The 25,423-nt window shown below is 63.8% G+C and carries 30 protein-coding genes; 6 read left to right on the forward strand and 24 right to left on the reverse strand.

What is annotated here, in order from left to right; genetic code table 11:
* Positions 1–35: 35 nt before the first annotated feature.
* From QCE88_RS20350 to argC, 3 genes are all read right to left on the reverse strand, one after another.
* Positions 36–578, reverse strand: coding sequence for a hypothetical protein (locus QCE88_RS20350; RefSeq protein WP_309905454.1), 543 nt, complete (start codon positions 576–578; stop codon positions 36–38).
* Between the two features lie 34 nt (positions 579–612).
* Positions 613–1,173: a hypothetical protein gene (locus tag QCE88_RS20355; RefSeq protein ID WP_309905457.1), complete on the reverse strand. Its 561-nt coding sequence runs from the start codon at positions 1,171–1,173 to the stop codon at positions 613–615.
* Between the two features lie 219 nt (positions 1,174–1,392).
* Positions 1,393–2,322, reverse strand: a complete 930-nt coding sequence (gene argC, locus QCE88_RS20360) for an N-acetyl-gamma-glutamyl-phosphate reductase (protein WP_309905459.1) — start codon at positions 2,320–2,322, stop codon at positions 1,393–1,395.
* 123 nt (positions 2,323–2,445) lie between these two features.
* On the opposite strand from argC, the gene QCE88_RS20365 reads away from it, so the two are divergent.
* Positions 2,446–3,330, forward strand: a complete 885-nt coding sequence (locus tag QCE88_RS20365) for a LysR family transcriptional regulator (RefSeq protein WP_309905461.1) — start codon at positions 2,446–2,448, stop codon at positions 3,328–3,330.
* Between the two features lie 75 nt (positions 3,331–3,405).
* Positions 3,406–3,798, forward strand: a complete 393-nt coding sequence (locus QCE88_RS20370) for a hypothetical protein (RefSeq protein WP_309905464.1) — start codon at positions 3,406–3,408, stop codon at positions 3,796–3,798.
* A 33-nt stretch (positions 3,799–3,831) separates the two neighbouring features.
* Here QCE88_RS20370 and QCE88_RS20375 read toward each other — a convergent pair whose 3' ends face one another.
* The 4 genes from QCE88_RS20375 to QCE88_RS20390 all read right to left on the reverse strand — a co-directional run bounded on the left by QCE88_RS20375 (position 3,832) and on the right by QCE88_RS20390 (position 6,144).
* Positions 3,832–4,212, reverse strand: coding sequence for a hypothetical protein (locus QCE88_RS20375; protein ID WP_309905465.1), 381 nt, complete (start codon positions 4,210–4,212; stop codon positions 3,832–3,834).
* A gap of 34 nt (positions 4,213–4,246) precedes the next feature.
* Entirely contained in the window at positions 4,247–4,564 is a 318-nt protein-coding gene (locus QCE88_RS20380; RefSeq protein ID WP_309905468.1) for a hypothetical protein, read from the reverse strand.
* 177 nt (positions 4,565–4,741) lie between these two features.
* Entirely contained in the window at positions 4,742–5,524 is a 783-nt protein-coding gene (locus tag QCE88_RS20385) for an N-acyl homoserine lactonase family protein (RefSeq protein ID WP_309905469.1), read from the reverse strand.
* Positions 5,525–5,556: 32 nt separating this feature from the next.
* Positions 5,557–6,144 (reverse strand): DUF308 domain-containing protein, encoded by a 588-nt coding sequence (locus QCE88_RS20390; protein ID WP_309905471.1) that lies wholly within the window; start codon positions 6,142–6,144, stop codon positions 5,557–5,559.
* Between the two features lie 138 nt (positions 6,145–6,282).
* Between QCE88_RS20390 and QCE88_RS20395 the strand changes: the two genes are divergently transcribed.
* Complete coding sequence (locus tag QCE88_RS20395; RefSeq protein WP_309905474.1) at positions 6,283–7,764, forward strand: HD domain-containing phosphohydrolase; 1,482 nt, start codon at positions 6,283–6,285, stop codon at positions 7,762–7,764.
* Between the two features lie 7 nt (positions 7,765–7,771).
* Here the strand turns inward: QCE88_RS20395 and QCE88_RS20400 are convergent, their stop codons facing one another.
* Positions 7,772–8,455, reverse strand: coding sequence for a dienelactone hydrolase family protein (locus QCE88_RS20400; RefSeq protein WP_309905476.1), 684 nt, complete (start codon positions 8,453–8,455; stop codon positions 7,772–7,774).
* An 84-nt stretch (positions 8,456–8,539) separates the two neighbouring features.
* Positions 8,540–9,031: an Lrp/AsnC family transcriptional regulator gene (locus tag QCE88_RS20405; protein WP_309905479.1), complete on the reverse strand. Its 492-nt coding sequence runs from the start codon at positions 9,029–9,031 to the stop codon at positions 8,540–8,542.
* 114 nt (positions 9,032–9,145) lie between these two features.
* Here QCE88_RS20405 and QCE88_RS20410 point away from each other — a divergent pair, with 114 nt between their 5' ends.
* Both QCE88_RS20410 and QCE88_RS20415 read left to right on the forward strand, forming a co-directional pair.
* Positions 9,146–10,177, forward strand: a complete 1,032-nt coding sequence (locus tag QCE88_RS20410) for a histone deacetylase family protein (protein ID WP_309905480.1) — start codon at positions 9,146–9,148, stop codon at positions 10,175–10,177.
* 110 nt (positions 10,178–10,287) lie between these two features.
* Entirely contained in the window at positions 10,288–10,956 is a 669-nt protein-coding gene (locus QCE88_RS20415) for an enoyl-CoA hydratase/isomerase family protein (protein WP_309905483.1), read from the forward strand.
* A gap of 20 nt (positions 10,957–10,976) precedes the next feature.
* Here the strand turns inward: QCE88_RS20415 and QCE88_RS20420 are convergent, their stop codons facing one another.
* The 15 genes from QCE88_RS20420 to QCE88_RS20490 all read right to left on the reverse strand — a co-directional run bounded on the left by QCE88_RS20420 (position 10,977) and on the right by QCE88_RS20490 (position 24,472).
* On the reverse strand, positions 10,977–12,461 hold the full coding sequence (locus tag QCE88_RS20420; RefSeq protein ID WP_309905485.1) for a 5-methyltetrahydropteroyltriglutamate--homocysteine methyltransferase: 1,485 nt from the start codon (positions 12,459–12,461) through the stop codon (positions 10,977–10,979).
* Positions 12,461–13,255, reverse strand: a complete 795-nt coding sequence (locus QCE88_RS20425; RefSeq protein ID WP_309905486.1) for a phosphonate ABC transporter ATP-binding protein — start codon at positions 13,253–13,255, stop codon at positions 12,461–12,463. Before QCE88_RS20425 ends, QCE88_RS20420 begins: the two co-directional genes overlap by 1 nt.
* Entirely contained in the window at positions 13,252–14,034 is a 783-nt protein-coding gene (gene phnE / locus QCE88_RS20430) for a phosphonate ABC transporter, permease protein PhnE (RefSeq protein WP_309905488.1), read from the reverse strand. Before phnE ends, QCE88_RS20425 begins: the two co-directional genes overlap by 4 nt.
* A 1-nt stretch (position 14,035) precedes the next feature.
* Entirely contained in the window at positions 14,036–14,914 is an 879-nt protein-coding gene (locus tag QCE88_RS20435) for a phosphate/phosphite/phosphonate ABC transporter substrate-binding protein (RefSeq protein WP_309905490.1), read from the reverse strand.
* Positions 14,915–14,922: 8 nt separating this feature from the next.
* Positions 14,923–15,285, reverse strand: a complete 363-nt coding sequence (locus tag QCE88_RS20440; protein WP_309905492.1) for a DsrE family protein — start codon at positions 15,283–15,285, stop codon at positions 14,923–14,925.
* Positions 15,286–15,360: 75 nt separating this feature from the next.
* Complete coding sequence (locus QCE88_RS20445; RefSeq protein WP_309905494.1) at positions 15,361–15,612, reverse strand: sulfurtransferase TusA family protein; 252 nt, start codon at positions 15,610–15,612, stop codon at positions 15,361–15,363.
* A gap of 136 nt (positions 15,613–15,748) precedes the next feature.
* Entirely contained in the window at positions 15,749–16,300 is a 552-nt protein-coding gene (locus QCE88_RS20450; RefSeq protein ID WP_309905495.1) for a 3-isopropylmalate dehydratase, read from the reverse strand.
* Positions 16,297–17,562: an aconitase/3-isopropylmalate dehydratase large subunit family protein gene (locus QCE88_RS20455; RefSeq protein WP_309905497.1), complete on the reverse strand. Its 1,266-nt coding sequence runs from the start codon at positions 17,560–17,562 to the stop codon at positions 16,297–16,299. The genes QCE88_RS20450 and QCE88_RS20455 overlap by 4 nt, the downstream gene beginning before the upstream one ends.
* A 3-nt stretch (positions 17,563–17,565) precedes the next feature.
* Positions 17,566–18,453 carry an isocitrate lyase/phosphoenolpyruvate mutase family protein gene (locus tag QCE88_RS20460; RefSeq protein WP_309905500.1) on the reverse strand — a complete coding sequence of 296 codons (888 nt, stop codon included), beginning with the start codon at positions 18,451–18,453 and terminating at the stop codon, positions 17,566–17,568.
* Positions 18,454–18,463: 10 nt separating this feature from the next.
* Complete coding sequence (locus QCE88_RS20465; protein WP_309905502.1) at positions 18,464–19,549, reverse strand: ABC transporter substrate-binding protein; 1,086 nt, start codon at positions 19,547–19,549, stop codon at positions 18,464–18,466.
* A 44-nt stretch (positions 19,550–19,593) separates the two neighbouring features.
* Entirely contained in the window at positions 19,594–20,391 is a 798-nt protein-coding gene (locus tag QCE88_RS20470) for an enoyl-CoA hydratase-related protein (protein WP_309905504.1), read from the reverse strand.
* The gene (locus QCE88_RS20475) at positions 20,388–21,197 is read right to left on the reverse strand and encodes an SDR family oxidoreductase (RefSeq protein WP_309905505.1); all 810 of its coding nucleotides are present in this window, start codon (positions 21,195–21,197) and stop codon (positions 20,388–20,390) included. Before QCE88_RS20475 ends, QCE88_RS20470 begins: the two co-directional genes overlap by 4 nt.
* Positions 21,194–22,537, reverse strand: coding sequence for an AMP-binding protein (locus QCE88_RS20480; RefSeq protein ID WP_309905507.1), 1,344 nt, complete (start codon positions 22,535–22,537; stop codon positions 21,194–21,196). The genes QCE88_RS20475 and QCE88_RS20480 overlap by 4 nt, the downstream gene beginning before the upstream one ends.
* Positions 22,527–23,213 carry a TetR/AcrR family transcriptional regulator gene (locus tag QCE88_RS20485; RefSeq protein WP_309905509.1) on the reverse strand — a complete coding sequence of 229 codons (687 nt, stop codon included), beginning with the start codon at positions 23,211–23,213 and terminating at the stop codon, positions 22,527–22,529. The genes QCE88_RS20480 and QCE88_RS20485 overlap by 11 nt, the downstream gene beginning before the upstream one ends.
* Entirely contained in the window at positions 23,210–24,472 is a 1,263-nt protein-coding gene (locus tag QCE88_RS20490) for an acyl-CoA dehydrogenase family protein (protein WP_309905511.1), read from the reverse strand. Before QCE88_RS20490 ends, QCE88_RS20485 begins: the two co-directional genes overlap by 4 nt.
* 160 nt (positions 24,473–24,632) lie before the next feature.
* Here QCE88_RS20490 and QCE88_RS20495 point away from each other — a divergent pair, with 160 nt between their 5' ends.
* Positions 24,633–25,415, forward strand: a complete 783-nt coding sequence (locus QCE88_RS20495) for a glutaredoxin domain-containing protein (protein ID WP_309905513.1) — start codon at positions 24,633–24,635, stop codon at positions 25,413–25,415.
* Positions 25,416–25,423: the final 8 nt, after the last annotated feature.

Raw genomic sequence — 25,423 nt, forward strand, 5'->3', positions numbered from 1 at the left:
CAGTCTCCTCGAAGCATGAATCACGATGATCCGGCTCAGTAACGAACCGTCAGCGGCTCGGGATAACGCTGCGTGAGCGAGAAGGATGTCTGCGGCGTCCAGTACGAAGGCACCGAGCGGCTTGCCGTCACGCACGAGCCGTCATACGAGATATAAGAGTTCGCGGTGAGCGGACTGCCATAGCCGGGACCGGCGATATACGCGGTCACATCCGCGCCGGTTCTCACGAGGTCGACGGGCCGCGGCGATGACCCCATCATGATGAGCGGCGCACCGCTGCAATCCGCGGACGGAAACGTTGCGGCCGTGTCATCGGCCCATTCGAACTGCGACTCCGAGTACTGAGTGGCGGAGACCTTCTTGTGACGCAGCGGCATGAACACGGGCGTACGCCCGAAGTTCATATACACGCCCTGCGCGCGTTCATAGCTTTCGACCGGGCCGACCGGCTTGCCTTGCGCATCGAAGACTTTGAGTACATTGGTCTGGCCGGCGGGGTTCGAAGCTGACGTTGCGACTTGCGCATGCGCGGCCGTCGCGCTCACAAGCAGCAGGGCGGGCAAGGTAATGCTGCGCATCAGTGGCTCCTCGATGTCGTTATGCGGGAGTAAGTCAGTAATCGATCGTCAGCGGTTCGGGATAGCGCTGTGATACGTCGAAGCTCGACTCCGGCCTGACGCTCTGCATGGTCGCCTTCTGCGCGACGCAGGACGTGCCGTTCAGGATGGAAGCAGCGGGGAGGGGCGTGGTGTTCGTATCGCTGCCGACATAGATCACGACATCGGCGCCCTGACGAATGGCGACGGACGAGCGTGGCCAGTTCGAGTCGTAGTTGATGACCGGCTGACCGCTGCAATCCGCGCTTTCGAAGTAGGCGGTGTTGAGCGTCGACCAGGCGAATGCATTCGCCGGCGTGCCGATGCGGGTGCTGTTGCTGGCCGCGTCCAGCGGGCGGCCGATGCGCACGAAGGTCGTGGTGCCGTTGATCGCGATATAGACGCCGTCCGCGCCGTTGTACGAAGCCAGCAGACCGATGACCTTGTGATGCGCGTCATAGACCTTGAGCGCAGGCTTCTGCGCGCCTTGCACCGACGTGGCCGGCACGCTGGATTCGTCGGCATGGGCGGCCGTGATGGCAAGCATCAGAGTGGTGGCTACGCTGACCCAACGCATGAGCTGTCTCCTCGAGTCGTCGGGCACCGCGTGCATGCCTCCGACGTGTCCTGGTTATCGCTTCTATTTGTCGCCAGCGCCGAGGATAGTGAAAGCCTTTCGTTTTATCAAGTGAACACTTAACACTGTGAAATATCTTCCGAATGCTATTTCACGACGTGGGAGTGTGAGTAACATCGGCACGCTTCGAGCGTTGAAGTGCGACTGAAGCTTGTGCCTTCAATCACGCGCCAGCATCAAGTCCAGGTTCTGAACTGCTGCGCCGGATGCGCCTTTGCCGAGATTGTCGAACACGGCTGACAACAGGACTTGCCCGTGCTCCGCGTTGGAAGACACGCTCAGGCGCATGTCGTTCGTGCCGTTCAGTGCTTGAGGGTCCAGATGCGTCAGCGCTTCGGATTCATGGTGCGGCAGGACGTGCACGTGAGCCGCATCTTCGTAATGACGCGCGAGGCACGCGTGCAGCGTGGCGCCGTTCACGCCGGATGCCAGCAGTCGCAAGTCCAGCGGCACCGTCAACACAATGCCCTGACGATAAGAACCATATGCCGGGATGAAAAGCGGCCGCTGCGCGAGTCCCGCGTGTGTCTGGATTTCCGGCGTGTGCTTGTGCGCGAGTCCCAGACCGTACACCTGGAACGAGGACGTGTTGACGGCATCCTTCCCTTCGTGTTCCTCGACGCCCGCGCGACCGCGTCCGGAGTAGCCGGACACCGCGTGAATGCTGACCGGATAACTGTCCGGTATGAATCCGGCCTGCAACAAGGGCCGCAGCAAGCCGATCGCGCCTGTCGGATAGCAACCGGGATTGCTGACGCGATGCGCGTTGGCAATACGCGTGGCCTGTCCCGGCGTCACTTCCGGAAAGCCGTAGGTCCAGCCCGGCTGTATGCGGTGCGCCGAACTGGCATCGATGACCCTTACCGCAGGATTGACGATGGCCTCCACCGCGTCGCGCGCGGCGGCATCGGGCAGACAGAGAATGGCGATATCGCAGGCATTGATCGCTTCCGCGCGACGTCGCGCATCCTTGCGTTCCGCGGCAGGAAGCGTGGACAGCGTGATATCGGTCCGATTGCGCAAGCGTTCGTGGATTTGCAGTCCGGTGGTGCCTTGATCGCCATCGATGAAAACAACGGGTGCGCTCATATGCGGAAGACTCGAGATGAAGTTGAAGGGCGGAACGAGCGCTGATGTTCACCGAATCGATAGAATAGGAAAAGTTGAATTTCATGACCGAGTCATTCATTTTTCCTGAATCAGGATGCCGCCATGCGAGAGATCAGTCTGGACCGCTTGCGCACGCTGGTTGCGATCAGCGAGCGCGGTTCGTTCGCCGACGCAGCGCGCGCGCTGAATCTGGCCCCTCCCACCGTCAGCCTCCATATCGCCGAGCTCGAAGACCGCGTCGGCGCGCCGCTTCTGTCACGCAAGCGCGGGCAGGTGAGGCCGTCGGCGATAGGAGAGGTGCTGGTGGAGCGCGCGCGTCGACTGCTGGCCGATGCGGAGCAGGCTCTGGACGATATCCAGCGCCAGGTGCAGGGGCTCGAAGGGCGCGTGCGGCTCGGTGCATCGACAGGCGTGATTTCATACCTGTTGCCGCAAGCGCTCGACACATTGCGTCAGCATCACCCCGCCATCGATATCCAGCTGGCCGTGCTGACGTCGCATGAGACGCTGTCGCGGCTGGCGGACGGAACGCTGGATGTCGGGCTCGTTGCGCTGCCACAGCCGCCCGTGGCGGGCCTCGTCATCAAGCCCTGGCGTCGCGACCCCGTGATGGCCTTCGTGCCGGCGCATTGGGCGTGCCCCGCGCGTGTCACGCCGGCATGGCTGGCCGCTCAGCCTCTGATCCTCAATGACACGACGACGCGTCTCTCCCGCCTGACAACGGAATGGTTCGCAGCGGCGGGGCATCATCCGGCGCCGCGCATTCAGCTCAACTACAACGACGCGATCAAGAGTCTGGTGGCGGCTGGTTATGGCGCGGCGCTGCTGCCCCATGAGGCCACGACCCCGTTGCCGGAGAAGCGCATCGTCATGCGGCCGCTGCGGCCGGCGTTGTGGCGTCGACTCGGTATGGCGCACCGCGCCGGGCACGTCGAGCGTGCCACTCAACACGTGCTGGATGTCGTGTGGAATCTGCGCTCGGCATAGGGTGGTAATTCCCGGCTAATTCTCGACGCGTAAGCTTCGCTTACTGCACTCATCGGCGACAAGAAGGAAAGAACCATGCGACGTGAAGGCGTGACCTACGAACTGCATCACATCGGCATTCCGACCGGCGAACACCGGCCCGGCGAGCGCTATGCAGCAAGCATCGACATGTACACGTCCGACGATCTTACCGGCCCGCTGCCGATTCAATGGCACCGGTTCGGCCCGAACTGCACACTGGCCGAGCCCATGCGCAGTCAGCCGCACATTGCCTACAAGGTGGATAACCTGGAGGCGGCGATCGAAGGGCATGTTGTCATTCTTGGACCCTACGAGCCGCTCGACGATTTCCGCGTTGCCGTCATCGACAACGGCGGAATGCCGATTGAATTGATTCAGACGAGCTTGACCAATGCAGAGATCTGGAGCCGTGCCGGCAATGGCGCGAAGTCTCAGCTTTACCGCTGATCTCGAGACTTGCGCACAACCGGCCGGCGAAGATCAATTATGCCAATTCGTCACGGTTCCGTTTTTGAACCAGAACCAGAGCGTATTGCCATAGCCTTCTTTGATGTGGACGTCGGCAACCGTGGTGGCCTGATTCACCGTCGACATGCCCGGGATCATTCCCGAAGCCATCGAAAGCAGGTTATTCCCCGAGCGGTTCTTGGAGTAGATCCATGTATCCGAGTTATTCGCGCTGGTCTGCTTGCTCTCGGGTTCTCCATACAGGGAATAGATATCCTGCTGGGTCGATTTACCGATCACGACATGCTGCTTGATCCAGACCGGATCGAATTTCTCGTTGCCCACTCCCATTGCTCCGCCCGTGGAGCACGCTGCCAGAGAGAGAAGCAGCGCAATCAGAAAGATTTTTTTCATGTTAGCGACGCTGAAAAGAGACTCGGACAAAGCGTTACGCTCGCGGATGGCATTCGCCGTCCGTGTAGGTAGCCTTGTCCAGAGGCGTCAGCCCCGGAATCACGAAAGCCGTGCAGGTGAACTTGCGGCCGCGCGCCGTGGTGGCGTCGTAGCTGATCTTGCTGCCGCCAATAGCATTTTTCTTCACGTATTGGACATTGGTCACCGTGATCTCGTCAGAGGACGCAAGACCCAATGTCTTTGCCGTCGTGGTCTGCATCTCCGTCATGTTCAGCTGTGTGCCCCCGCAGGCTGAAAGAACAAGACACATTGCAGAAGCAGCAGCGCCATAAAACATAACTCTCTTGAACATGTTTAACTTCCTTTTCTTGGTAAGTGCTTACAGAGTGTTACGTAATATAAACAGGTCTTTCATGGGCTGCAAGCTTTTAGCGTGGTAAATCGCACCCTGCTCAAGGAGGGTTGAAAAAATGCTGTCATATCCCGGAGCGAATTGACGCACTCACACGGTGCGTCTTTCGCCGCGCGATCAGACGATCCAGGCGGGTGCATGCGGCAGCGTGGCGCTCTGTGCAATATCGTGATTGATCCAGATGCGGGCACTTTCCTTTGCAGCGATTGCCTCGATCCTGCTCATCGAAGCAAGCGAGGCGTGTGGCGCGGCATTGAATTGCGGAACCCTGCGATGCTTCAGGTTGCAACAACTATGCGCGACGTCGCCGCTCAGGATAACCGGGCCGGTTTGCGGAAGGCGTATCAGCAAGGAACCATGGCCCGGCGTGTGTCCGGGAGTATGAAGCAGACGGATGGCGCCGTCGTCGAAGATGTCGCAATCGCCTTCCACGATTTCGATGTCGTTCTGACGCATTGAATCGTAGAGCTCGGGAAGATAGCCCCACGCTTCGGGATGCGGTCCGAACATGGCATCGTGCTCAGCGCGCTGGACGATCCAACGAGCATTTCTGAACAGCTTCGCATTGCCCACATGGTCATAGTGTGCATGCGAGAACAGGATGATGTCGACGTCGTCGGGAGAGACGCCTATGGCCTGGAATTGCGAGGCGATCGTCCGGGTCACGATGCCGCGAATACCGTGCGCCATGATCGCGCCGCCGGGTTCGGCGTAGACGCGATCCGGCGTGCCTGTGTCCCACATAAGCCACTTGTTCCTGTGGCGGATGAGGTAGGCATTGCAACTCAGCGTCATGGGTACGCCGACATTCACGCCCGGCGAGTAGATCGAGCCGTCTTCGACGCGCGCTATCCCGCCATCCAGAATGCAGATCTTCTCGACGGTGGCGTGCTCATGCATGGCGCGCGCCGGTGCGTGATGGAACCGCTCGCTCACGAGAGCCGTGCTCGGTTGCGCCGGAACTGGCCGACCGAGAGCCATACCGCCGAGATGAGGAAGTAGGCCGCGCCCACGCCGGCATAGCCTGCGATTCGGGAAATGGCCGCAAGCAGCGGTGTGGGCGCAAGCGTGAGGAACAAACACCCGGCGACTGCGGATTGCGCGCCGCTCAGGATCATCGCCCATTGCGCACCCGATTGCTTCCAGCGACGCAGCGCAGTGGCCAGTTGCAGCAGTCCGGACAAGATGGCCCAGACGCCGAAGACGCCGAGCACCCAGGCCGGATCGGTCTTCAATGCTAGGACTACGGCGGCGGCGGTTGCGCTGCTGATCGCTACGTTGATGGCCTGAGTGCGGTTGTCCGTCTTGCCGCCGCTGCGTGAGAGGTCGAGATAGTTGGCGAGCGCATCCCAGGCGGGATAGAGGACCAGCAGGATCGCCGCGGCTAAAGTGGAATGCATGCCCACTGCGAAGGCCAGTCCTACCCATACGACCGAAACCGCCGCACGAGTGAAGTAGTAGTGCCTGAGCCATTGCTCGGCGCCGGCGCGCGTTTCCTGTGTGATTCGATGCTCTGCCATGTGAAACTCCCTTGAAGATAGTGATCGAGAGGTTCTCAGTTATGGCGGTGGGTGGCCATCGGTCAAATGACCGAGGCGGCCTGAAAGCGTCGTCGCGTATAGTGGGGCCTTTCCGGCGCCCTCTCTTCGCTGACATCCATGACCCCTTCGGAAGCCAGCCGTCTCCCCTTGCTCGTGTTCGATTGCGTGAAGGCGCTCGCCTTCATCGGGGACCTGAGCATGGGGCAGCCCACCGATCATTCGCCTCGCACGGCATGGCTCGCCGCGCGTCTCGCCGATGCGGCCGGGCTGTCTCCGGCGGATCGCGATGCGGTTCGTGAAGCAGCTTTGCTGCGCTGGTCCGGCTGTACGGCGAACGCGGCGGGCTTTGCGCAGGTCTTCGGTGACGACGTGGCGTTTCGCCAGGCCATGCTCGAAGAGCACCCGGACTGGGCAGAGCCGCTCGAAGCGCTTGGTGATGCAGGCGCCGCGTTGACGCCGCTCGCCGTGATTCACTGCGAGGTCGCGGGAGAGGTAGCGCGCATGCTCGGATTGAGCGCATCGACTGAGATCGCGTTGCGCCATGTCTTCGAAACGTGGGATGGCCGTGGCTTGCCTGCGCATCTCGCGGGTGACGCCGCGCCTGCAGCGGTCTTTATCGTCGCGCTGGCCGGCGATCTGGAGATCTATAGCCGCGTGTTCGGCGTAGAAGGAGCGCTGACCCGACTGGCGCAACGATCGAACAGCCGCTATCCCGCCGACCTCGTAACACAAGCGACCAGGCATGCGCGGGAATGGCTGAAGCAATTGCACGATCTGTCATCTGCCGAGGTCGATGCCGCGCTGCTGACGCAGCACATGCAGCAACGCACGTCGCCGGCCTTGGTCGCGGATGTCATCGATCTGAAACTGCCGTGGATGACCGGCTTCTCGCGCACGGTTGCGGCGACCGCGTCGGCCGCGTGTGTCCGGCTCACGTCGGACACGGAAGCGCATGCGCGTGTGTATCACGCCGGATTGATACATGGCATTGGCCGGGCGTCGGTGCCCAACGCCGTATGGAATCAGCAGGAGCGTCTGACCGAAAGCGCCTGGGAGAAAGTGCGTCTGGTGCCGTACTGGACGTCGCGTGCGGGACGTCTGGCCGGCGCGATCGGCGAAGCGGCGGATCTCGCATCGTATGCCTATGAAAGGCTCGACGGCTCCGGCTACTTTCGCGGCGTGCGCGACCGGGCGATCAACATGGAAGCACGCGTGCTGGCGGCGTCGGTGGCATGGGTGGCGCTGCGTTTGCCGCGTCCGTGGCGTCCCGCGCTATCGTCCGACGAGGCCGCGCGACAGTTGCTCGACGACGTGGCCGGCGGTCGCCTGGATGGCGACGCAGTCGACGCGCTTCTCGCCGACGCCGACAGCCCGATCAGACGCCCGGTCAACGAAGCGCAGACGCGCGTGCTGCTTTCGGTACGGGAGATCGAAGTCCTGCGATCCATCTCGCGCGGCGCGAGCAACAAGGAAGCAGCGCGCGAACTCATGTTGAGTCCGAGTACGGTGCGAACGCATATCGAGAATATCTTTCGCAAGCTCGAATGTTCGACCCGTGCAGCCGCGACGCTGAAGGCATCGGCGATGGGTTGGCTGTGACGCTGATTCAAGCTCGTAGCGTTTGCTTGAACAAGGCGAGCAGCGCCTGCCAGCCCCGATCAGCCGCGTCCGGGTCATACACGGGAAAGTCCGGGACCATCCAGCCGTGCAAGGCGCCGTGGTAGGTCTCTGCGCGGTAGCGGACGCCTGCATGGATCAATGACTCTTCGAGACGTGCTGCCATCGACGGCGGGTAGCTTTCGTCGTTGTCGGCACTCGCGATGTACACCTGTGCGGCCAGACCGGCCACGAGCAAGTGCGGGCTGGTTGGCGCGTCCGTTGCCAGATTGCCGCCATGAAAGCTGGCGACGGCTGCGAAGCGCTCAGGGAACGTCGCTGCCGCGCCCATAGCGATGCCGCCGCCCATGCAAAAACCCACCGCGCCCAGCTTGCCGTGCGCAATGTCCTTGCGCGTGTCGAGATAGGCCAGGAAGTCGCGGGTGTCGCTTGCGGCCTTGTCGACTCCGGTGGTCGCCATGAGCGGGCCGAGGATGGCCATCACATCGCCCTTGAACACGTCCTTGGGTACCAGCGGTTCGTATGGACCGAACCGGTAGAAAAGATCCGGCAGCAAGACGACATAGCCCGCGTCCGCGAGCTTCGTGGCCATGTCGAGCATGGCGGGCCGGATGCCGCCAGCATCGCCATAAAAGATCACGGCAGGCCAGGGTCCGACGCCGCCCGGCGACATGACATACGCGGGACACGCTGCGTCAGCGATTCGGATGGTGACTTTTTCGGTAGGCAAGCTTTTTCTCCAGCGATGAACGTGCAATTACGACTCGTCAGGTACCGGGTACTTCCACGACGACTTGACCTCGCGCAGCGCGACGCTCGATTGTATCGACGCGATGCCCGCCTGCTTGCGCAACACACGCTCGATGAAGTCGCCGTATGCATCCAGATCGGGCGTCACCACCTGGAGAATGTAGTCCGCGTCGCCGGTGATCTTGTGGCACGACAACACTTCCGGCCGGCCACGCATGACGGCCTCGAAGTTATCAGCGGTTTTGTCGGAATGGATATTGATGCGGATGTGTACGAAGGCCAGCAGGTCGAGGCCGATGGCGCGTCGATTGAGGTTGGCCTGATAACCTGTAATCACGCCTTGGTCCTCGAGGTGCTTGCGTCGCCGCCAGCACGGCGTGACGCTCAAGGAAAGCTGTTCGCCCAGCGCGGCATTGGAAAGCGTGCCGTCATTCTGAAGCAGCCGCAGCATGGACCGATCGACCGGATCCATGACGGGTCTTGAACGATTTGTGCTCATTCGGCCTTATCCTTGGACAAACGTTCTAACAGTGTAGGCTTTCGCGCATCCAAAAGCAAAATCAGTGCGGCGACGCGTGACTAGACTTGTTCAGTCTCAGCGCGGCGGTTTTCCATGCTTACCATCTATAGCAGCGATCACAGTCTTCATCAGGGTGTGGAACTGAAGGACGGTGCGATCTCCGAGTCTTTCGAAAAGCCGGTTCGCGCGGAAGCGATACTTCGTCAGGTCAAGGCGGCGGAGCTTGGCGAGGTTATCGCGCCGACACGCCATGAGCGTCATCACTATGTCGGCGCGCATAGCGAAAGGTATGTCGAATTCCTCGCGCATGCTTGGGACGAGTGGACCGCCACCGGCCGCACCTGTCAGGCCTTGCCGCTGGTATGGCCCGTTCGTGGACTGCCGAGCAAGGTCATGCCGCAATTCATCGACGGCAAGCTCGGCATGTTCTCGATGGATGCGGGATCGCCGATCACCGCAGGCACCTGGGACGCGGTTTCCGCCAGCGCGAATTCGGCGTTGACGGGCGCCGAGGCCTTGTACAAAGGCACGAATGCCGCGTTCGCACTGTGCAGACCACCGGGACATCATGCCGGGCACGAATACATGGGCGGGTACTGCTACCTGAACAATGCGGCTATTGCCGCACAGCGTTGTGTCGAACAGGGCGCGCGGCGCGTGGCCATCCTGGACATCGACTTCCATCATGGCAACGGCACGCAGGACATCTTCTACGAACGCAAGGACGTGCTGTTCGTCTCCATCCATGGCGATCCCAGCGTGTCCTTCCCGTATTTCTCGGGTTATGCGGAGGAACGTGGCGCGGGCGAGGGCGTGGGAAGCAACCTCAATCTCCCCTTGCCGCGCGGTACGACATTCGATCTCTACGAACCCGCGCTGCTGCAAGCCGGCGCCGAGATTGCACGGCACGGCGCCGATGCATTGATCGTCTCGCTGGGCGTCGATACGTTCGAACGTGATTCGATCGGCCATTTCCGTCTGAGCACGCCGGACTTCACGCGCATCGGCCAGAGGGTGGCGACGTTCGGCTTGCCGACGCTCTTCGTCATGGAAGGCGGCTATATGGTCGACGAAATCGGCGTCAATGCCGTGAACGTACTGCTTGGATTCGAAGGGCGCGCGTAAAGGCGTTTGCTTCCCGCAAGCGCATGGCAAAAGGTGAGCATATGAACCGTCTTGTGTATCTCTCTTCCGACTGCCTGTCGGACCTCGACGGCTTTCGCGTCGAAACCAGCATGCAAGGCGTGCGCGCCGACATCGTCCTCGACCGGCCGCCGTTCAACGTCATGTCTTTCTCGCAACACGAGCAGATCCGTGCCGTCATAGAGGCGCTGGATCGGGATCCGGTCATTCAGATCATCGTGCTGCGAAGTTCGCGCGAACACTTCTCCAATGGCATGGATGCAATCGGTCTGAGCCATGCGGCCATGCAGCACGCATCGAGACTGGTCTACGCGGTGAGCGCTCCTTCGCGCTGTAGCAAGCCGGTGATTGCAGCAAACCGCGGTCATTGTTTTGGCAGCGCATTCGAGTTGTCCCTGACGTGTGATTTCCGCGTGGTCACGGAGTCCACGGTCTATGCGCTGCCGGTGCTGCACGACGGCCATATCCCGGCGTACGAGAGCATGCGGCGGCTGCATCGGCTGATAGGGTCGGGCAGGACCAAGGACCTGGTCATGCGATCGCGCTTCCTGGATGGCGTGAAGGCCTACAACTGGGGCATCGCGAACGAGTTCACCGTGGACACCGAACTCGAAAACGTCACCGATGCGCTGGTCGAAGAGTTGCTCGCAGCGTCACCGGCAAAGCCGCGCGCAATCAAGGCGTTCTTGAACGGTATCGATGACGGATTCTCCGGCCTGGAGTACGGAGCGGGGAGCAACCCGCAGACGATCCTTGCCTGAGTCGAGGCGACCCGCCCGCATCACACGCCATATTGCTCTCGAAGAATCGCCGCTGCGTCCGCAAGCGTTCGAAGCTTCGCCTCGGCAATCCGGCTGCTGCTGACCGGTGCATCGGCGAAGGTCGCAAAGCCGCAATCCGGATTGAACAGCACACGCTCGACGCCGAAGAGGTCGATGGCATGGCGCGCCGCGCGCAACATGTCGTCGAGCGGTTCGACATGCGCGTGTTTCTGATTGCACAGTCCGACGCCGATACGCAGCCTGTCGGGCAAGCGTTTCAACAGGTCGATTGCGCCGGCGCGTGGCGTATGCAATTCGAGAAACAGCGTGCCGACGTTCAGCGCGCCCAAGGTCCCGATGAGAGGCCCGTAGTCGCCGGTCATTGCGTGACTCTCGTCCGTGCTCCAGTTGCCCCGACACATGTGCATGGCGATCCGTTCCTGAGGAAAGCCTTCCGTTACCGCGTTGAGCAGGTCGCGCGCGAACGCGAGTTCGGTAAGCGGATCGCTTTTCGCCGACAACGCACCGCACATGAAACTGCGCTGGCTCGTCATGCCCGAGAATGCGACTTCGGAGAGCACGGGTTCATCGAACTGCACCAGCGCCGCGCCTTGCTCGAGCAGCGCGGCCAGTTCTTCCCGCAGGATCCGTACGATATCCACGGCCAGCTTTTCCCGACTCTCGTAGGCGCGATCCGACACGCATTCCAGCCACATGGTCCGCGTCAACAAATAAGGACCGGGCAACGCGATCTTGACGGGCTTTGCGGTCAAGCCCTGCACGCAGGCAAGCTCATGCACCGCGAGCGGCCTGCTGCGCCCGAGCGGTCCGAACACGGCCGGATGACGCACTTCGGCGGCCGGCACGTCCAGTGCCCGCAGCTCCAGCTCGAAAGCCTGTGGATCGTCCACATACGGCAGCAGGTCGGTCAACGGAATCAGCTGACAGTTATCCAGCAGGCCGCCGACGAAGCTCGCGTAACTATCGCGACGCTGCTCGCCGTCCGTAACGACATCCACGCCCGCGCGCAACTGGGCCGCGACCGCCAGTTCCACGGCGTCGTCGGCGCTGGAGTCGAAGTGCGCGTCATCAAGCCGTCCCTCCATGTGCTCGTGGAGCGCCTGAAGCATCCATCGCGGTCTCGGCCAGCTGCCGATGCCCATTACCGAAAGCGGGCGGATGGGCGGCGCAGGCTGCGCCACGGGCACGCGTTGCATGGACTGCGGCGCTGGCTCACGGGAAACAAGCAATGCCCCCTTGCTGACGAGAAAGCTTCTTTGCCTGCCGTCGCGGGTCATCGAGACGAGTTCATTGCCCGTCATGCGGCACCACGCCGGCAAGTCTCCTTCAACGGAGCTTTCGGTCGAGCGGATTTCGAGCAGCTGACCCGTGTGCAGCGGATCGATATGCTTTCGTATCAACAGCAACAGACCGTTGCCGCAATCGAGATCACCGCCGTCGAAGCTGGCGGCAGGCGTGTGCGCGTGTTGTTCGAAGGGTTTCATTATGCAGGGTCCATGGCATCGCCGGGAGCCGTCACGCGTGCATAGAGTTGCGCGGCGTGGGTGTCATCGAATGCGTCGGCGGGCACGTCGATCGCCATGCCGCCACGGGCCAGACCGATCACGCGATCGGCAAACGCACGCGCCAATGCAACCTGATGCAGGCTGCACAGAACGGCGACGCCCTGTTCGCGGCAGCAACGCCGCAATAGCGCCAGTACCTCCATGCCGCTGCCCGGATCGAGACTCGAAACAGGTTCGTCCGCCACGATCAAGCGCGGTTGCTGCGCCAGTGCACGCGCGATGGCCACCCGTTGTTGCTGACCGCCCGAGAGCCCGTCGACGCGACGTTTCGCGTAGTCCAGCAGATTCACGCGGTCGAGGCAGTCGAGTGCGAGCATCCGGTCTGCACGCTCGAAGCGCCGCGCGATGCCGCGCCACGCGCTGACATGGCCGAGACGGCCCGCGAGCACGTTGTCGAGCGCGCTCAACCGCGGGACGAGATGCAGATGTTGAAAGATGACCGCGACCTGCCTGCGCGTGCGATGACGCAGCCCCTCGACTGGCGCGCCCGCCACTTCGATGATGCCGGCATCGGCTTGATCGAGGCCTGCAATGCAACGCAACAGCGTGGTCTTTCCCGCGCCGCTCGCGCCGAGGAGCGCGGCAAACTGGCCCGCTTCAAGCGTGAGATTCACGTCGCGCAACACATCGATGCCTTGCAGGCGCTTGCCGACATGCGTGATCCGCAAGATCGGCTCGACATCGGCGGGTCGCGACGAGGAGGAAACATTCATATTCGTTTCCTGCGCAACCAACCGGAGATCTGATCGAGCGTCGTGACGACGACAAGGATGACCGCGATGATCGTGAACAAGCGATTGAAGTCGAGCAGGTCCAGACTGTTCTTCAACTCCTGTCCGATGCCACCGGCGCCCACCACACCGAGCACTGTCGAGGCGCGCACGTTGAATTCCAGCCAGAACAGCGTCGTGGACGCGAATACCGGCAGGACGTCGGGCAGCACCGCATACGCGATGCTCGTGAAGCGTCCCGCGCCGGTGGTGCGCACGGCGGCATAGGCGGAGAGATCGGTGTTCTCCAGGTGATCGGCGAACAGCTTGGCCGCGCTGCCCCAGGTATGGAGCGCGATGCCGAGCACGCCGGCGAACGGGCCGAGTCCGACTGCGGCGACGAACAGCAGCGCGAACACGAACGAATCGATACCGCGCAACATGTTCAGGAACCACCGCACCGGATAGTAGAGCGCGGGCAGCGGCGTCAGGTTACGGCTGGCGAAGAGGGCCGCCGGCAGCGCAAGCAGGGCGGCGAAGGTGGTGCCCACCGCGGCCATCGCGAGCGTCTCTGCAATGCGCTGAATGATCAGCGGCAGGTCATCGACACGCGGCGGCCATGCCTGCACGAGCCAGTCCGCCAGCTTCGGCAGCCCGGCCACGAGGCGCGCCGGATCGACGCGAGCCAGGCTGAAGCACACGGCATAGAACGCCACGACTGCAAGCAGCGTGGCAACGAAGCGCGCCTGCGCCGCGACGCCCCTCTCGGCAGGCGTCGCCACGTCAGCTCTTCGCGCGAATCTTGCCGACCGCGATACCCGCGTTTTCGATCACCGAATAAGACGCATGCGTCGCCGTCACGAAGCCTGTATAGCGCGGCGGCAACAAGGTCGCGGCCTGTTGCGGCGTGAGCGCAGTGAGGATGTGCTGGATCTGCGCGACCCGATCGGCGGAGGTGCCGTGCGGGACCACGATCGCATCGTTCGGCAAGGGGTCCGAGGTCCAGACGATCTTCGTTCCTTCGGGCTTGATCTTGTGACTCGCGATCATGGCATTGCGATTGCGGTCGAAGTCCGTCGCCAGATCGACTTGAGCGGACTGCACGGCGACTTCGTTGGCCGCATGCGTCGCGCCTTCGGTGTACTGCCAGAAGGTCTTCGGGTCGATCTTCCAGACTTCCTTCGCGTACCAGGTGGGAATCAGCCAGCCGGATGTGGAGCCGACGTCGGCGAAGGAGATCGACTTGCCCTTCGTATCGTCAGGGAAATGCTTCACCTCGATCTCCGGACCGCCGACGATGATGCCGCGATAAAACGGCTGGTCGTCGTACTTGACGGTCGCGAGTGCCTGGCATTGCGTCGCGTTGTTCGCGATCACGTAGCCCCACGGTCCCATCCAGGCCAGGTCGAGCTGGCCTGCGCCCATGGCCACGGCCATGCCCGCCCAGTCGGTAGTGGCCGACAGTTCGTAGTCGGCATTGAGCTGCGCGGCAAGCCACGCGAAGAAGGGGCCGAAGCTCTTCTTCGTGTCGTCGGCGCTGGGCAGCAAGGGGCCGACGCCGAAGCGCAATGTCTTGCGGGTCTGTGCACGGGCGAGCGGGGCAAGCGCCCACGAGGAGGCGAGGCCGGCGGCGCCAGCCACGAACATTCTGCGTGTGGTCATGTGAGCCCCTAGTAGCTGAGACTGGGGCAGCCGTCACCCATGAATTCGACGAGCATTGCACCGCCCACGATGCGGGCGCCGGCAATAAGCTTGTCTTCGTCGAGCGAGCGCTTTTTGAAGCATGGCGAGCAGACATAGAGCGCGCCGCCCGCATCGACGAAACTGCTGATGAGTTCCCTGAGCGGCGCAAAGCCCGGCTCGTGGATGTCGTCCGCATAACCGGACTGGGACAGGCGTGTACCTTCGATATTCAGGAACACGACGACTTCTTTCTCGCTGGCAAGCGCCGCGTTGGCGACCACGAAGGCGACCGTGGCACGGTCGGCGTCGTCTTGGGCTCGAGTCAGACTGACCACGAATTTTCCAGACACGATATTCTCCCGGTTCTCCAGTTATGCAACGAGCGTGTGACGAGACGGACGGTGAGGCCCTTCGTCACGACGACATCAGGCTTTGGCTTGAATGTAGAAAAGACCTCGCTTTGGATCGGCAAGCAGCAGCCGATGTCCGGTGATACGGCAATAAGCCGGAATATCCTCGATCGCGCCCAGGTCTCGTGCAGTCAGTCTGACGATTTGGCCGGGCGCCTTCCGCAACTTCACGCGAAGCTTGAGCAGCAGTTCGCCGCAGCCCATGTCGCCTGCGTCCCACGCTGTATCGAACGTGGGTTCTGATAAGGCTGCGTGCGAATCATGCAAGGCGAGGCTCCCTCCGATCGAATGGACAAGCGGCGAGATGCAAGATAGCACGGGCTTGTGAGGGAATGCAGCGACCCTGCAGGGGGCGGGTCAGCGGCTGCCTCTGGCGTTCAAGAACGGGTTGCGAGCGCTGCGCTCACGCATTGGGGATGCTGTCGACTTGCGGCGAGGGCTCGCCGACATTGCTGCGCGCCTGCGTCTGAAGATAAGCCAGCCCGCCGCCCGCCGACACGATGTCCATCACGAAAGCCGGCAAGGTCGGCACGCGATGTACGACGCCGCTCGCCATCTGCCGGATCAGCCCGTTTCGATAGTCGATCTCGAGCGTCTCGCCATCCGCGATGGCATCGTACTCAGTCGCTGAGATTTCGAGGAAGGGCACGCCCATGTAGACCGAGATGCGGTATGGCGCACGGGTCAGCTTCATCGCCAGCAATCCCAGCCCGATCTCCTTCATCGCAAGAAACGGATGGCTATGCTGACTGCCGTGAGCGAAGCGCTTCCCGGCCATCAGCATGTCGCCCGGCCGGGTTTCATCCGCGATCTCGGGACGCACCTCATGCAGCAGGTGCTTGCGCAGCTCACGCGGGTCGTAGTTGAAGACATGATTCGCGGAGATCAGCGCGTCGCTCGACACGTCGTCGGGCAGTTTCCAGACTCGGCCTGTTGCCATGAGCGGCGTGTTCATACAACGGTCTCCTGCAAAAAATCTCTCGGATCGGCCACCCGGCCCGCAAGCGCCGAAGCGGCGACCGTCAGCGCACTTGCCAGATAAATGTGCGCATCCGGGCTGCCCATGCGGCCAGGGTCGTTGCGCGTGCTGGTGCTGATGCGCACCTCGCCCGCCGCGAGCTGTGCAAGGCCACCGAAGCAGGGTCCGCACGTCGATGGCGCGATCTGCGCGCCGGCTGACATCAGCACGCCCAGCACGCCTTCGGCCATCGCCTGCTCATGCACTCGGCGCGTGGCGGGAATGACCAGCAGCTTCACGTTGTCGTGGACTTTTCGCCCCTTCAATAGCTCGGCCGCCGCGCGCAGTTCAGCAAGACTTCCGGATGCACATGAACCGATATACGCATGCTGAATCTCGATACCGCCCAGTTCCGCCGCCGTGCGCACGTGCGTGGGCGAGGGCGGAATGCTGACGAGCGGTTCGAGCGTGCCCGCATCGATGTCGATCGTGCGCAGGCAGGGCGCGTCTTCATCGCCGCGAAGGAGCGACGGCTCCGGCACGCCCGCTTCGCGCAGATAATCGAGCGTGCGCGCATCCGCCGGCACGAGGCCCGCATCGGCGCCCATATCGACGCTCAGACCGGAGATCGTGCAGCGCTCCGGCACGGAAAGCCGTTCGATAGCGGTCCCGCTGTATTCGATAACGCTCTCGTTCGCTTCGTCCGCGTCGATGAGCCGCATCGCATGCAGCACGACGTCGCGCGCCGTGACGCCCGCTGGCAGCACGCCATGCACGCGCACGCGGATCGTCCGGGGCACCTTGAGCCAGATGCGGCCGGTCGCCATGATCATGGTCACTTCGATGCCGAAGGGCATCGCCAGCGCGCCGACGCCGCCGAGTCCTGGCGTGTGCGTATCGGCGCCCGCGACGAACATGCCGGGCGCAACCAGCCCGCGCTCGATGGTCAGCGGATGCGTAATGCCTTCGCTGTCGAAGAGATGACCCACCTGCATCTTGACGGCGAGTTGCCGCGTGAGACGGTTGCGATCGGCGGCGGCCACGCTGTGCGCCGGCGTCTCGTGATCGATGGCAACGACGAGGCGCTCGGGATGCGCAAGCGTGTCGATGCCGATATCCGCGAGCCGCTTCACATACGCGGGATACGACACCTCGGGCATCGTCGTCAGATCGGGCGTTGCCCAGATCACTTCGCCCGGCTCGACGTGCGCGCGCCCGCTTGCACGCGCCAGGATTTTTTGGACCAGCGTCGCAGCCATGAATCACGCCCCCTTCACGACCTGGCGCTCGAACGCCGCATAGTGCGGCGCGCCGAGCATCTCGGTGATCTGCGCGAGCGGGGCCATGTCCGGCACCATCGCGGCCGTGCTGCCTTCCTCCTTCAGGCGTTCCAGCAGGGTGCGCTGCCAGCCGACGATCCCCTGAATCAGCGTGATCGGATAGAGCGACATGCCCAGTCCGGTCTGCGCCAGTTCACGCTGGGGTTGCAACGGCCGGATAGTTTCCGCGACCGTGTGAATGACCGGGATGTGCACCGCCTCGGCGACCGCACGGCACTCGTCCAGCGACGACAGCGACGGAACCATCACCGCATCGACGCCGAGTTCCGCCATGGCTTTCAGGCGGCGGATCGCCTCGCCGACGCCGTGCAGCGCCACCGCGTCCGTGCGTCCGATGACGAGGAAGTCCGGCGAACGCCGCGCGAGCAACGCGGCGCGCAGCCGGCCGGCCATCTCGGCATCGTCGACGAGCGCCTTGCCCGACATTGCGCCGCAACGCTTCGGCGACATCTGGTCTTCGAGGTGCATCGCCGCCACGCCCGCGCGTTCGAATGCGCGCACGGTTTCCGCGATGTTGGACACATCGCCGTAACCGGTGTCCGCATCGGCGATCACCGGCAGATTCACCGCCGCGACGATCTGCGCAGCCTGCGCGATCATCTCCGACCCGCTGATGAGGCCGATGTCTGGCTTGCCGCGGCTCGCCGCCACGCAATAGCCCGACATGTAGACGGCCTCGAAGCCCGCGGCCTCGATGAGCATCGCGCCGAGGGCGTCGTGCGTGCCCGGCACTGCCACCGCCTCGCGTCTCGCGAGCATGGCGCGCACTCGCGCCCCCTTGCTTGCATCCTGCGACAAAGAAGAATTCATATGACTGGCCTCACGACTTCGGCAGCGTCGCTACGGCCTGCTTGACCGCTTGCGAATCGAACTGGTTGGCGGCGGGAATGAACTGGTTGGTGTACACGTCCTTCGGATCGAGCGGCCCGGCGAGCTGCTTGTTGGCCTTCAGGAAATCCACCATGGCGGTGGCCGATGCGGATGGGGTTTCGCCCATCTTTTCGCCCGCATCCGTTTTCAGGTAGGTCATGCGCATGTTGACGAGCGCCAGCGCCTGTTTCATCGCGGCTGCGTCTGAAAGACCCGTCGGCTTGCTGGCGGGAAACTCTTCCCAGTGCGCACGAATGGCGCCTTGCGGATCGGCCATCGTGATCTGCGTGCCCTGCACGACGCAGCGCAGCAGCTTTTCGATCACTTCAGGATGCGACTTGGTGTAGTCATCACGCACGAAATAGGCGCTGCCGAACGTGAGCTTCTCGGCGGAAGGCGACTTGAACACACGCAGCTTGAGGCCCATGTCCTCCGCGAGCGCGATCTGCGAGTCCCAGGTCCCCCAGATATCGACCTTGCCGCTGCGCAGCGCCGTAATGGCTTGCGCGCCGGTGCCGGTCTCGACGAAGGTCACATCCTTGTCCGGGTCGAGTCCCGCCTCGGCGATCTGTCCTTTGATGATGTTGACGAGCACCGCGCCATAGGAAATCACGCCGATCGTCTTGCCCTTGAAGTCCTTGATGCTCTTGATCGGACTCGAATCCAGCACCACTGGAAACTGGAAGTTGTGGCGGATGTTCAGATAGACCGCCTTGATCGGCGCGCCCTTGGAGCGCGCCACGATCGCCGCGCCGGGCGCCATGTTGACGAACTGCGCCTGACCCGAGAGCACCGCCTGCATGCCGGCGGTCGAGTTGATCGGCTGGATGGTCACGTCGAGACCTTGCTTCTGCCAGCACTTGGTGTAGAGCGGGATGGACGTGTTGTTGGCCTGCGATGCATCGATGACCGTGGTGCCCACCGCCATCGTGATCTTCTGCATGTCCTGCGCGTTCGAGATGCCCGGCGCCGCGACGAGCGGGAGTGAAGCGGCGAGGGCGCACAGCGTCAGGCGGGCGCGGGTTGTACGGGTCATGGTGCGTGTCTCCTTGCTTTTTATGAATGGGGCCGTGGTGTCTTCTATCGGCCTTTGAATTGCGGCGTTCTGCGCTCACGAAATGCGCTGCGGCCTTCGACGAAATCCTCGGTGGAAAACAGCAGCGTCTGGCCTTCGAGTTCGAGCGCGAGTGCCGCGTCCAGAGACTCGATGGGCTTGGCAAGCGCGGCCTTCGTCAGCGCCACGGCGACGGGTGCGGCGTCGCTGAACGACTCGGCGAGCGCGAGGGCATCGGCGAGCAGCGCAGCGGGTTCGGCAAGTTGATCGACGAGGCCGAGCGTGGCCGCTTCCTGGGCATCGAGCACGCGGCTCGCGAACAGCACGCGCCGGGTCTGCGCCATGCCGATGCGGCGCGGCAGCGTCCACAGCAGACCGAAGTCCGCCATCAGGCCGAGCTTGCCGAACACTGCGCCGAACTTCGCTGCATGGCTTGCGATCACGAAATCGCACGCCGCCGCGATCGACAGTCCTGCGCCGTGCGCCGCGCCGTTGACGGCCGCGATGACCGGCTTGTCGCCGGCTGCGATCAGCCGGATGAGCTGCTGGCCGCGCCGCATGCGCGCACGCACGTTGAGGGGATCGTGATCGCGCAGGCCGTCGAGATCGCCGCCCGCACAGAAGCTGGTACCGTTGCCGGTGACGACGATCGCACGGCACGCGTCGTCCTGCTGCGCGGCCTCGAGCGCCGCGATCAGGCCTTCACGCAGTTCGGCCACGAGCGCATTGCGTTTGTCCGGCAGATTCAGCCGGATCAGCAGGACGGCGCCATGCATTTCGCAGCACACGGGCGCGCTTGTGTCGCTTGCAGTTTCATCGCTCATGCCAGTGTCTCCTCGTGCACGGGGCGAAGGTCGAGCGGCGCGCCGAGAAACGCGCCGCCATCGATGCGCAGCAGTTGTCCGGTGATGAGCGCTGCCGCATCGCTCAGCAGGAACGCCACGAGTTCGGCAATCTCGCCGACGCTCGCGTTGCGGCCGAGCGGCGTTGCCGCGCCGAGCGCCTGGATTGCATCGGCGCTATAGGACGCGACGAACGCTTCCGTTTCCACCGCCGCCGGGGCCACGCTGTTCACGCGAATGCCGCGTCCACCCCATTCCAGCGCGAGCGCACGTGTCAGTCCGGCCACGCCGCTGCGCGCCGCCACCGCATGCGCCAGCCCGAGACCACCGCGCTCGGCGGGACAGATCGACAGGTTGACGATTGCGCCGCCGTGCGGCATCGCGTCGTGCGCGGCGCGCGACGCGGCAAACACCGCGTTGAGATTGAGATCGACGACCGCCGCGAAGCCCTTGGGCGAGATCTGCTCGGCGCGCGCGGCAAACTGGCCGCCCGCGTTGTTGACGAGGCCATCCACGCCGTGTTCGCCCGCGAAGGCATGCAGCGCTGAACGCAGGGCCTCGGCGTCGCGCACGTCGCAGATGTCGTAACGGAATGCACCGTCCGCGTCCGCGATCATGCGGCCGGTCTCGGCGAGGCTTTCGGCATGCCGCCCGCAACCGCCGACCGTCGCGCCCAGCGCCGCGGCCCGGCACGCAATGGCGCGTCCGATGCCCGAGCCCGCTCCGGTCACATAGATGCGTTTGCCGCGCAGTGCGGACGTGGCGAGGACCGGCGCGGACGCATTCACGTGTCGAGCCCTTCGCGGACCACGCGCTTCGATTTGTGCGTGCTGCGCGGCAAGCTTCCGGCCGGCACGATATCGACGGTTGCGCGGACTTGCAGCTTCTCGCGGATCTCGTGCGCGAGCGCTTCTGCCACGCCCGCGCCGAGTGCCGCGCCTTCCAGTTCGACGCGCAAGCGGAAGCCGGTCAGGAAGCCGGTGCGGGCATCGCATACGGACGGATCGAGCACGATCTGATACTCGCTGCTGAGTCCCTCGAAGCCGCGCACGATCTGCTCGACCGACGAGGGAAACACGTTCACGCCGCGGATGACCAGCATGTCGTCGGCACGGCCGCGCACGCCGCCCGGCAGGCGCGCGTGCGTGCGTCCACAGGCGCAGCGGCTGCTGTCGCGCACGACGACGTCGCCGGTCCACCAGCGCACGAGCGGACCCGCCTGCTTGTCCAGGTGCGTGAGGACGAGCACGCCCGGTGTGCCGTCGGCAACCGGACGGCCTTCGTCATCGACGATCTCCGCGTACGCAAAGTCTTCCGCCAGATGCGGGCCGTTCTGCGCGTGACAGTCCTGGCCGATGGTCTGGAATTCGAGGCTGCCGTAGGCATCGAAACATTTCGCGTTCCATTCGGCTTCGAGACGCTCGCGCGTGGCCGGCACGCTCGCGCCCGTTTCGCCGCCGAGCATGATGTGCCGTACCGGAGACTCGCGCGCGTCGAGGCCCATCGAACGCGCGGTATGTGCCAGATGCGCCGCGAACGACGGTGTGGCGGTAATCACGCTGACACCGTATTCGAAGATCGAGCGGATCTGCCTTTCGGAGTCGGCGCTGCCGCCGGGAATGCAGGTCGCGCCGAGCTTCTGGTAGCCGGCCGTCGCGCCGAGGCCGCCGACGAACCATGCATAGCCAAACAGGCACTGATACACGTCGCCGGGCCGCACGCCTTGCGCATGGGCGTAGCGTGCGTAGAGTCCGGCCCAGCGATCCAGGTCCGCTTCGGTCCAGTATTGCGGCGCAGGCGCGCCGCTGGTGCCCGAAGAAAAGTGGATGCGCCGCACGTCGGCGGGCGCGGCGGCCTGGAACTCGCCGTAAGGCGGCACGCGGCCGATCGAATCCACATAGTCACGCTTGCGGGTGAACGGCAGCGCGCGCAGGTCGTCGAGGCTCGTCAATTGCGCGGCGCGAAAGCCGTGTTCCGCGAACAGGCGACGGTAATACACACTGTGCTCGCCGACGTATTCAAGCTGCTCGCGCAGGCGCCCGAGCTGATAGGCGCTGATTTCTTCACGCGTCCAGGTCTCGCAAGCGTCGCGTGGCGTATCCGTCGGCGTGAGCGTGTCAGCCTGCATACGTCGCTCCCAGTCCGCGCACGCAGAACGCGGCCACGCTGTCGGCGGTGGCATTGCGTTCCGCGATGGTTTCGGTGCGGCGCGGGCGATACCAGATCGTCGTCCAGTTGAGCGCGCCGAGCAGCGCCTTCACCACGACGTGCGTGTCCTGCTGCGGCAACGACCCCGCCGCCATCGCCTCTTCGATCGCGCCGACGAACAACGCCTGATACCGGTCGCGCATGGCCAGGAACTCCTTAAGCACCTTGCGCTGCGCCGGCGTGGTCTGGCCGTGCAGATGCATGTCGAGACCCTGCACGACTACGCACTGGAATTCGATGTTGCTCATGATGATCAGCACGTGCGCGCGGGACATCGCGGCAATGCGGGCGATGGGATCGGCGACGCCTTCCGCCGCCATGGCGACCGCGTTCGTGACCATCTGCATGGCTGCGCCGTGGACCTGGAAGAACAGATCGGCCTTGCTCTTGAAGTGGTGATAAATGCGGCCCTTGGTGCAGCCGAGCACCTCGGCGACATCGTCGATGCTGGTGGCGGCGTAGCCCTTGAGCATGAACGCGCTCGCTGCCGCGTGCAGGATCTGGGCGACGCTGCTGCTGTCGTCGTCGGTGGACTTCGATGCTTTCGGCTGAGCCGCGCGGCTGCGCACCGGGCGGGATTCGACTTCGACCGTCATGCGGATTCTCCTGTTGCCTGGGCACGGATCGCGCGCGCGATGAGCAGGCGCTGGATCTCGGAAGTGCCCTCGTAGATTTCAGTGACACGCTGGTCGCGATACAGACGTTCCACCGGATTCGGCTTCACGTAACCCGCGCCGCCGAAGATCTGCAGCGCGGCATCGATCACGTCGTGACTCGTTTCGCTCGCGATCAGCTTGGCCTGGGCGGCCAGCACGGAAACGTCGCGGCCGTTGTCATGGGCGCGCGCCGCTTCGTAGGTCAGGGCGCGGGCTGCGGACAGGCGGGCCGCGAGATCGGCGAGATTGAAACCGAGCGCCTGATGATCGATCAGCAACTGACCGAACGTGCGCCGCTTCGCAGCATACTCCACGGCCAGGCGGAAAGCGGCCAGCGCCATGCCGCAGGCCTGCGCGGCCACGCCGATGCGTCCCACATCGAGCGAACCGAACGCCATGCGCAGGCCTTCGCCCGGCGGCGCAAGCATGCGCGCCTGCGCGACCCAGGTATCGAGTTCGATCGTCGCCGTGCGGGTGCCGCGCATGCCCATCTTGTCTTCGAGCTGGCTGTCGTCGACGCCGGGCGCCTTCGCATCGACGAGAAACGCGGCAATGCCGTGCTTGCCCGCGCCCGCCTCGGTCTGCGCGAACACGACGTACCAGTGCGCCGCGCCGCCGCCGCCAATCCAGCACTTCTCGCCGCGAATGCGCCAGCCGCCGTCTTCTGGCGTCGCGAGGGTTTGCATCGACGCGGGATCGGAGCCTGCGTGGCGTTCGCTCAACGCAAACGAGATGGCTTCGCCGCGCTCGATGAGGCCGCGCAGCAGTTCGCTCTTGAGCGCCTCGTCGCGCATCAACAGAAGGGGCGCCGCGCCAAGCTGGATCGTGGCGACGATGCCGCTCGTCGAAGCACAGGTCTGCGCGATCTCTTCGACCACCGCGCAATACGCGACCAGGCTCGCGCCGCCGCCGCCGTGGCGCGCGGGCAGCACCATGCTGGCGATGCCGCTGTCGCGCAGGCGCTGCACGGTTTCGAGCGGATAGCGCTGACTCGCATCGATCTCGGCCGCAAGCGGTGCAAAGCAGGTGGCGGACAGTTGCGCGGCAAGATCGCGCCAGCGCGTCTCCGCAGCGTTCAACTGCGGCTGCCACACCACCTCGCGCGTTGGACGGAGGTCGCGCGTGGCGCCGTCCCCGGGCTGCTGATGCGCCCTCTCTTCACTCTCTGCCGCAACGGCTGCGCGTTCGGAAATATTCATTCGCCAAGACCCTGCCAGGTTCGAAACGGTTGACCCAAAAAAATACTGTGTAGTATGCTCGGTCAACGCATCATACTAACGAGTATGTTTTCGGTCAACAGCGCGCAGGGCAGGGAAAGCCCGCCCCGGAAGCTGCAAACCGATCAACAGGAGACACGCGATGCACACACAGGAAACGGCTGCTCAGCCGCTCAGGGTGTTCTGGGCGCCGGGTTGTTCGAGCTGTCTGCGTACCAAGGAGTTTCTGACGCGGCATGGCATCGCGTTCGAATCGGTGAACGTGGCGGCGCAGGCGGGCGCGATGGACGAGTTGCGCAGTCTCGGCGCCCGCAGCGTGCCGGTGCTCGCCATCGGGACGCGCTATGTGTATTGCCAGTCGCTTGCGGACATCAAGACTTTCCTCGAACTCGATATCCCCGACGACACGCGGCTGACGCCTGCCACGCTGGCGGAGCGGGTCAACCTCACCATCACGAAGGCGCGTGGCTTCGTGATGCAGTTGCCGGACGACGTGCTCGACGGTCCGTTCCGCAACAGCTGGGCGCCGCCGCGCGGACTGGCCCATCACGTGTTCCGCGTGGTCGAGGCGTATCTCGAAGCGGTCGAGGAACAGCGCGAACTCACGTACGAAATGACGATGCGCGGCACGCATGAAGTGGTGCCGGGTCAGGACGTACTGACCTATGGTGGAGCGGTGCTCGCGCGCTTCAACCGCTGGTGGCAGAGGCATCGCGACGATGACTTCTCTGCCATGCAGCCCACCTACTGGGGCGAGCAATCCCTGCACGAAGTGCTCGAGCGCACGACCTGGCATTCGATGCAGCACGCGCGGCAACTGACGGTCGTGATCGAGGCGCAAGGCCATGCGGTCCGCGAGCCGTTCACGCCCGCAGACCTGGCCGGCCTGCCGCTGCCCGAAAAGGCGTGGGACGACGACAAATAATGCTTTCA

This window comes from Caballeronia sp. LZ035 (assembly GCF_031451175.1).
Taxonomy (GTDB): domain Bacteria; phylum Pseudomonadota; class Gammaproteobacteria; order Burkholderiales; family Burkholderiaceae; genus Caballeronia.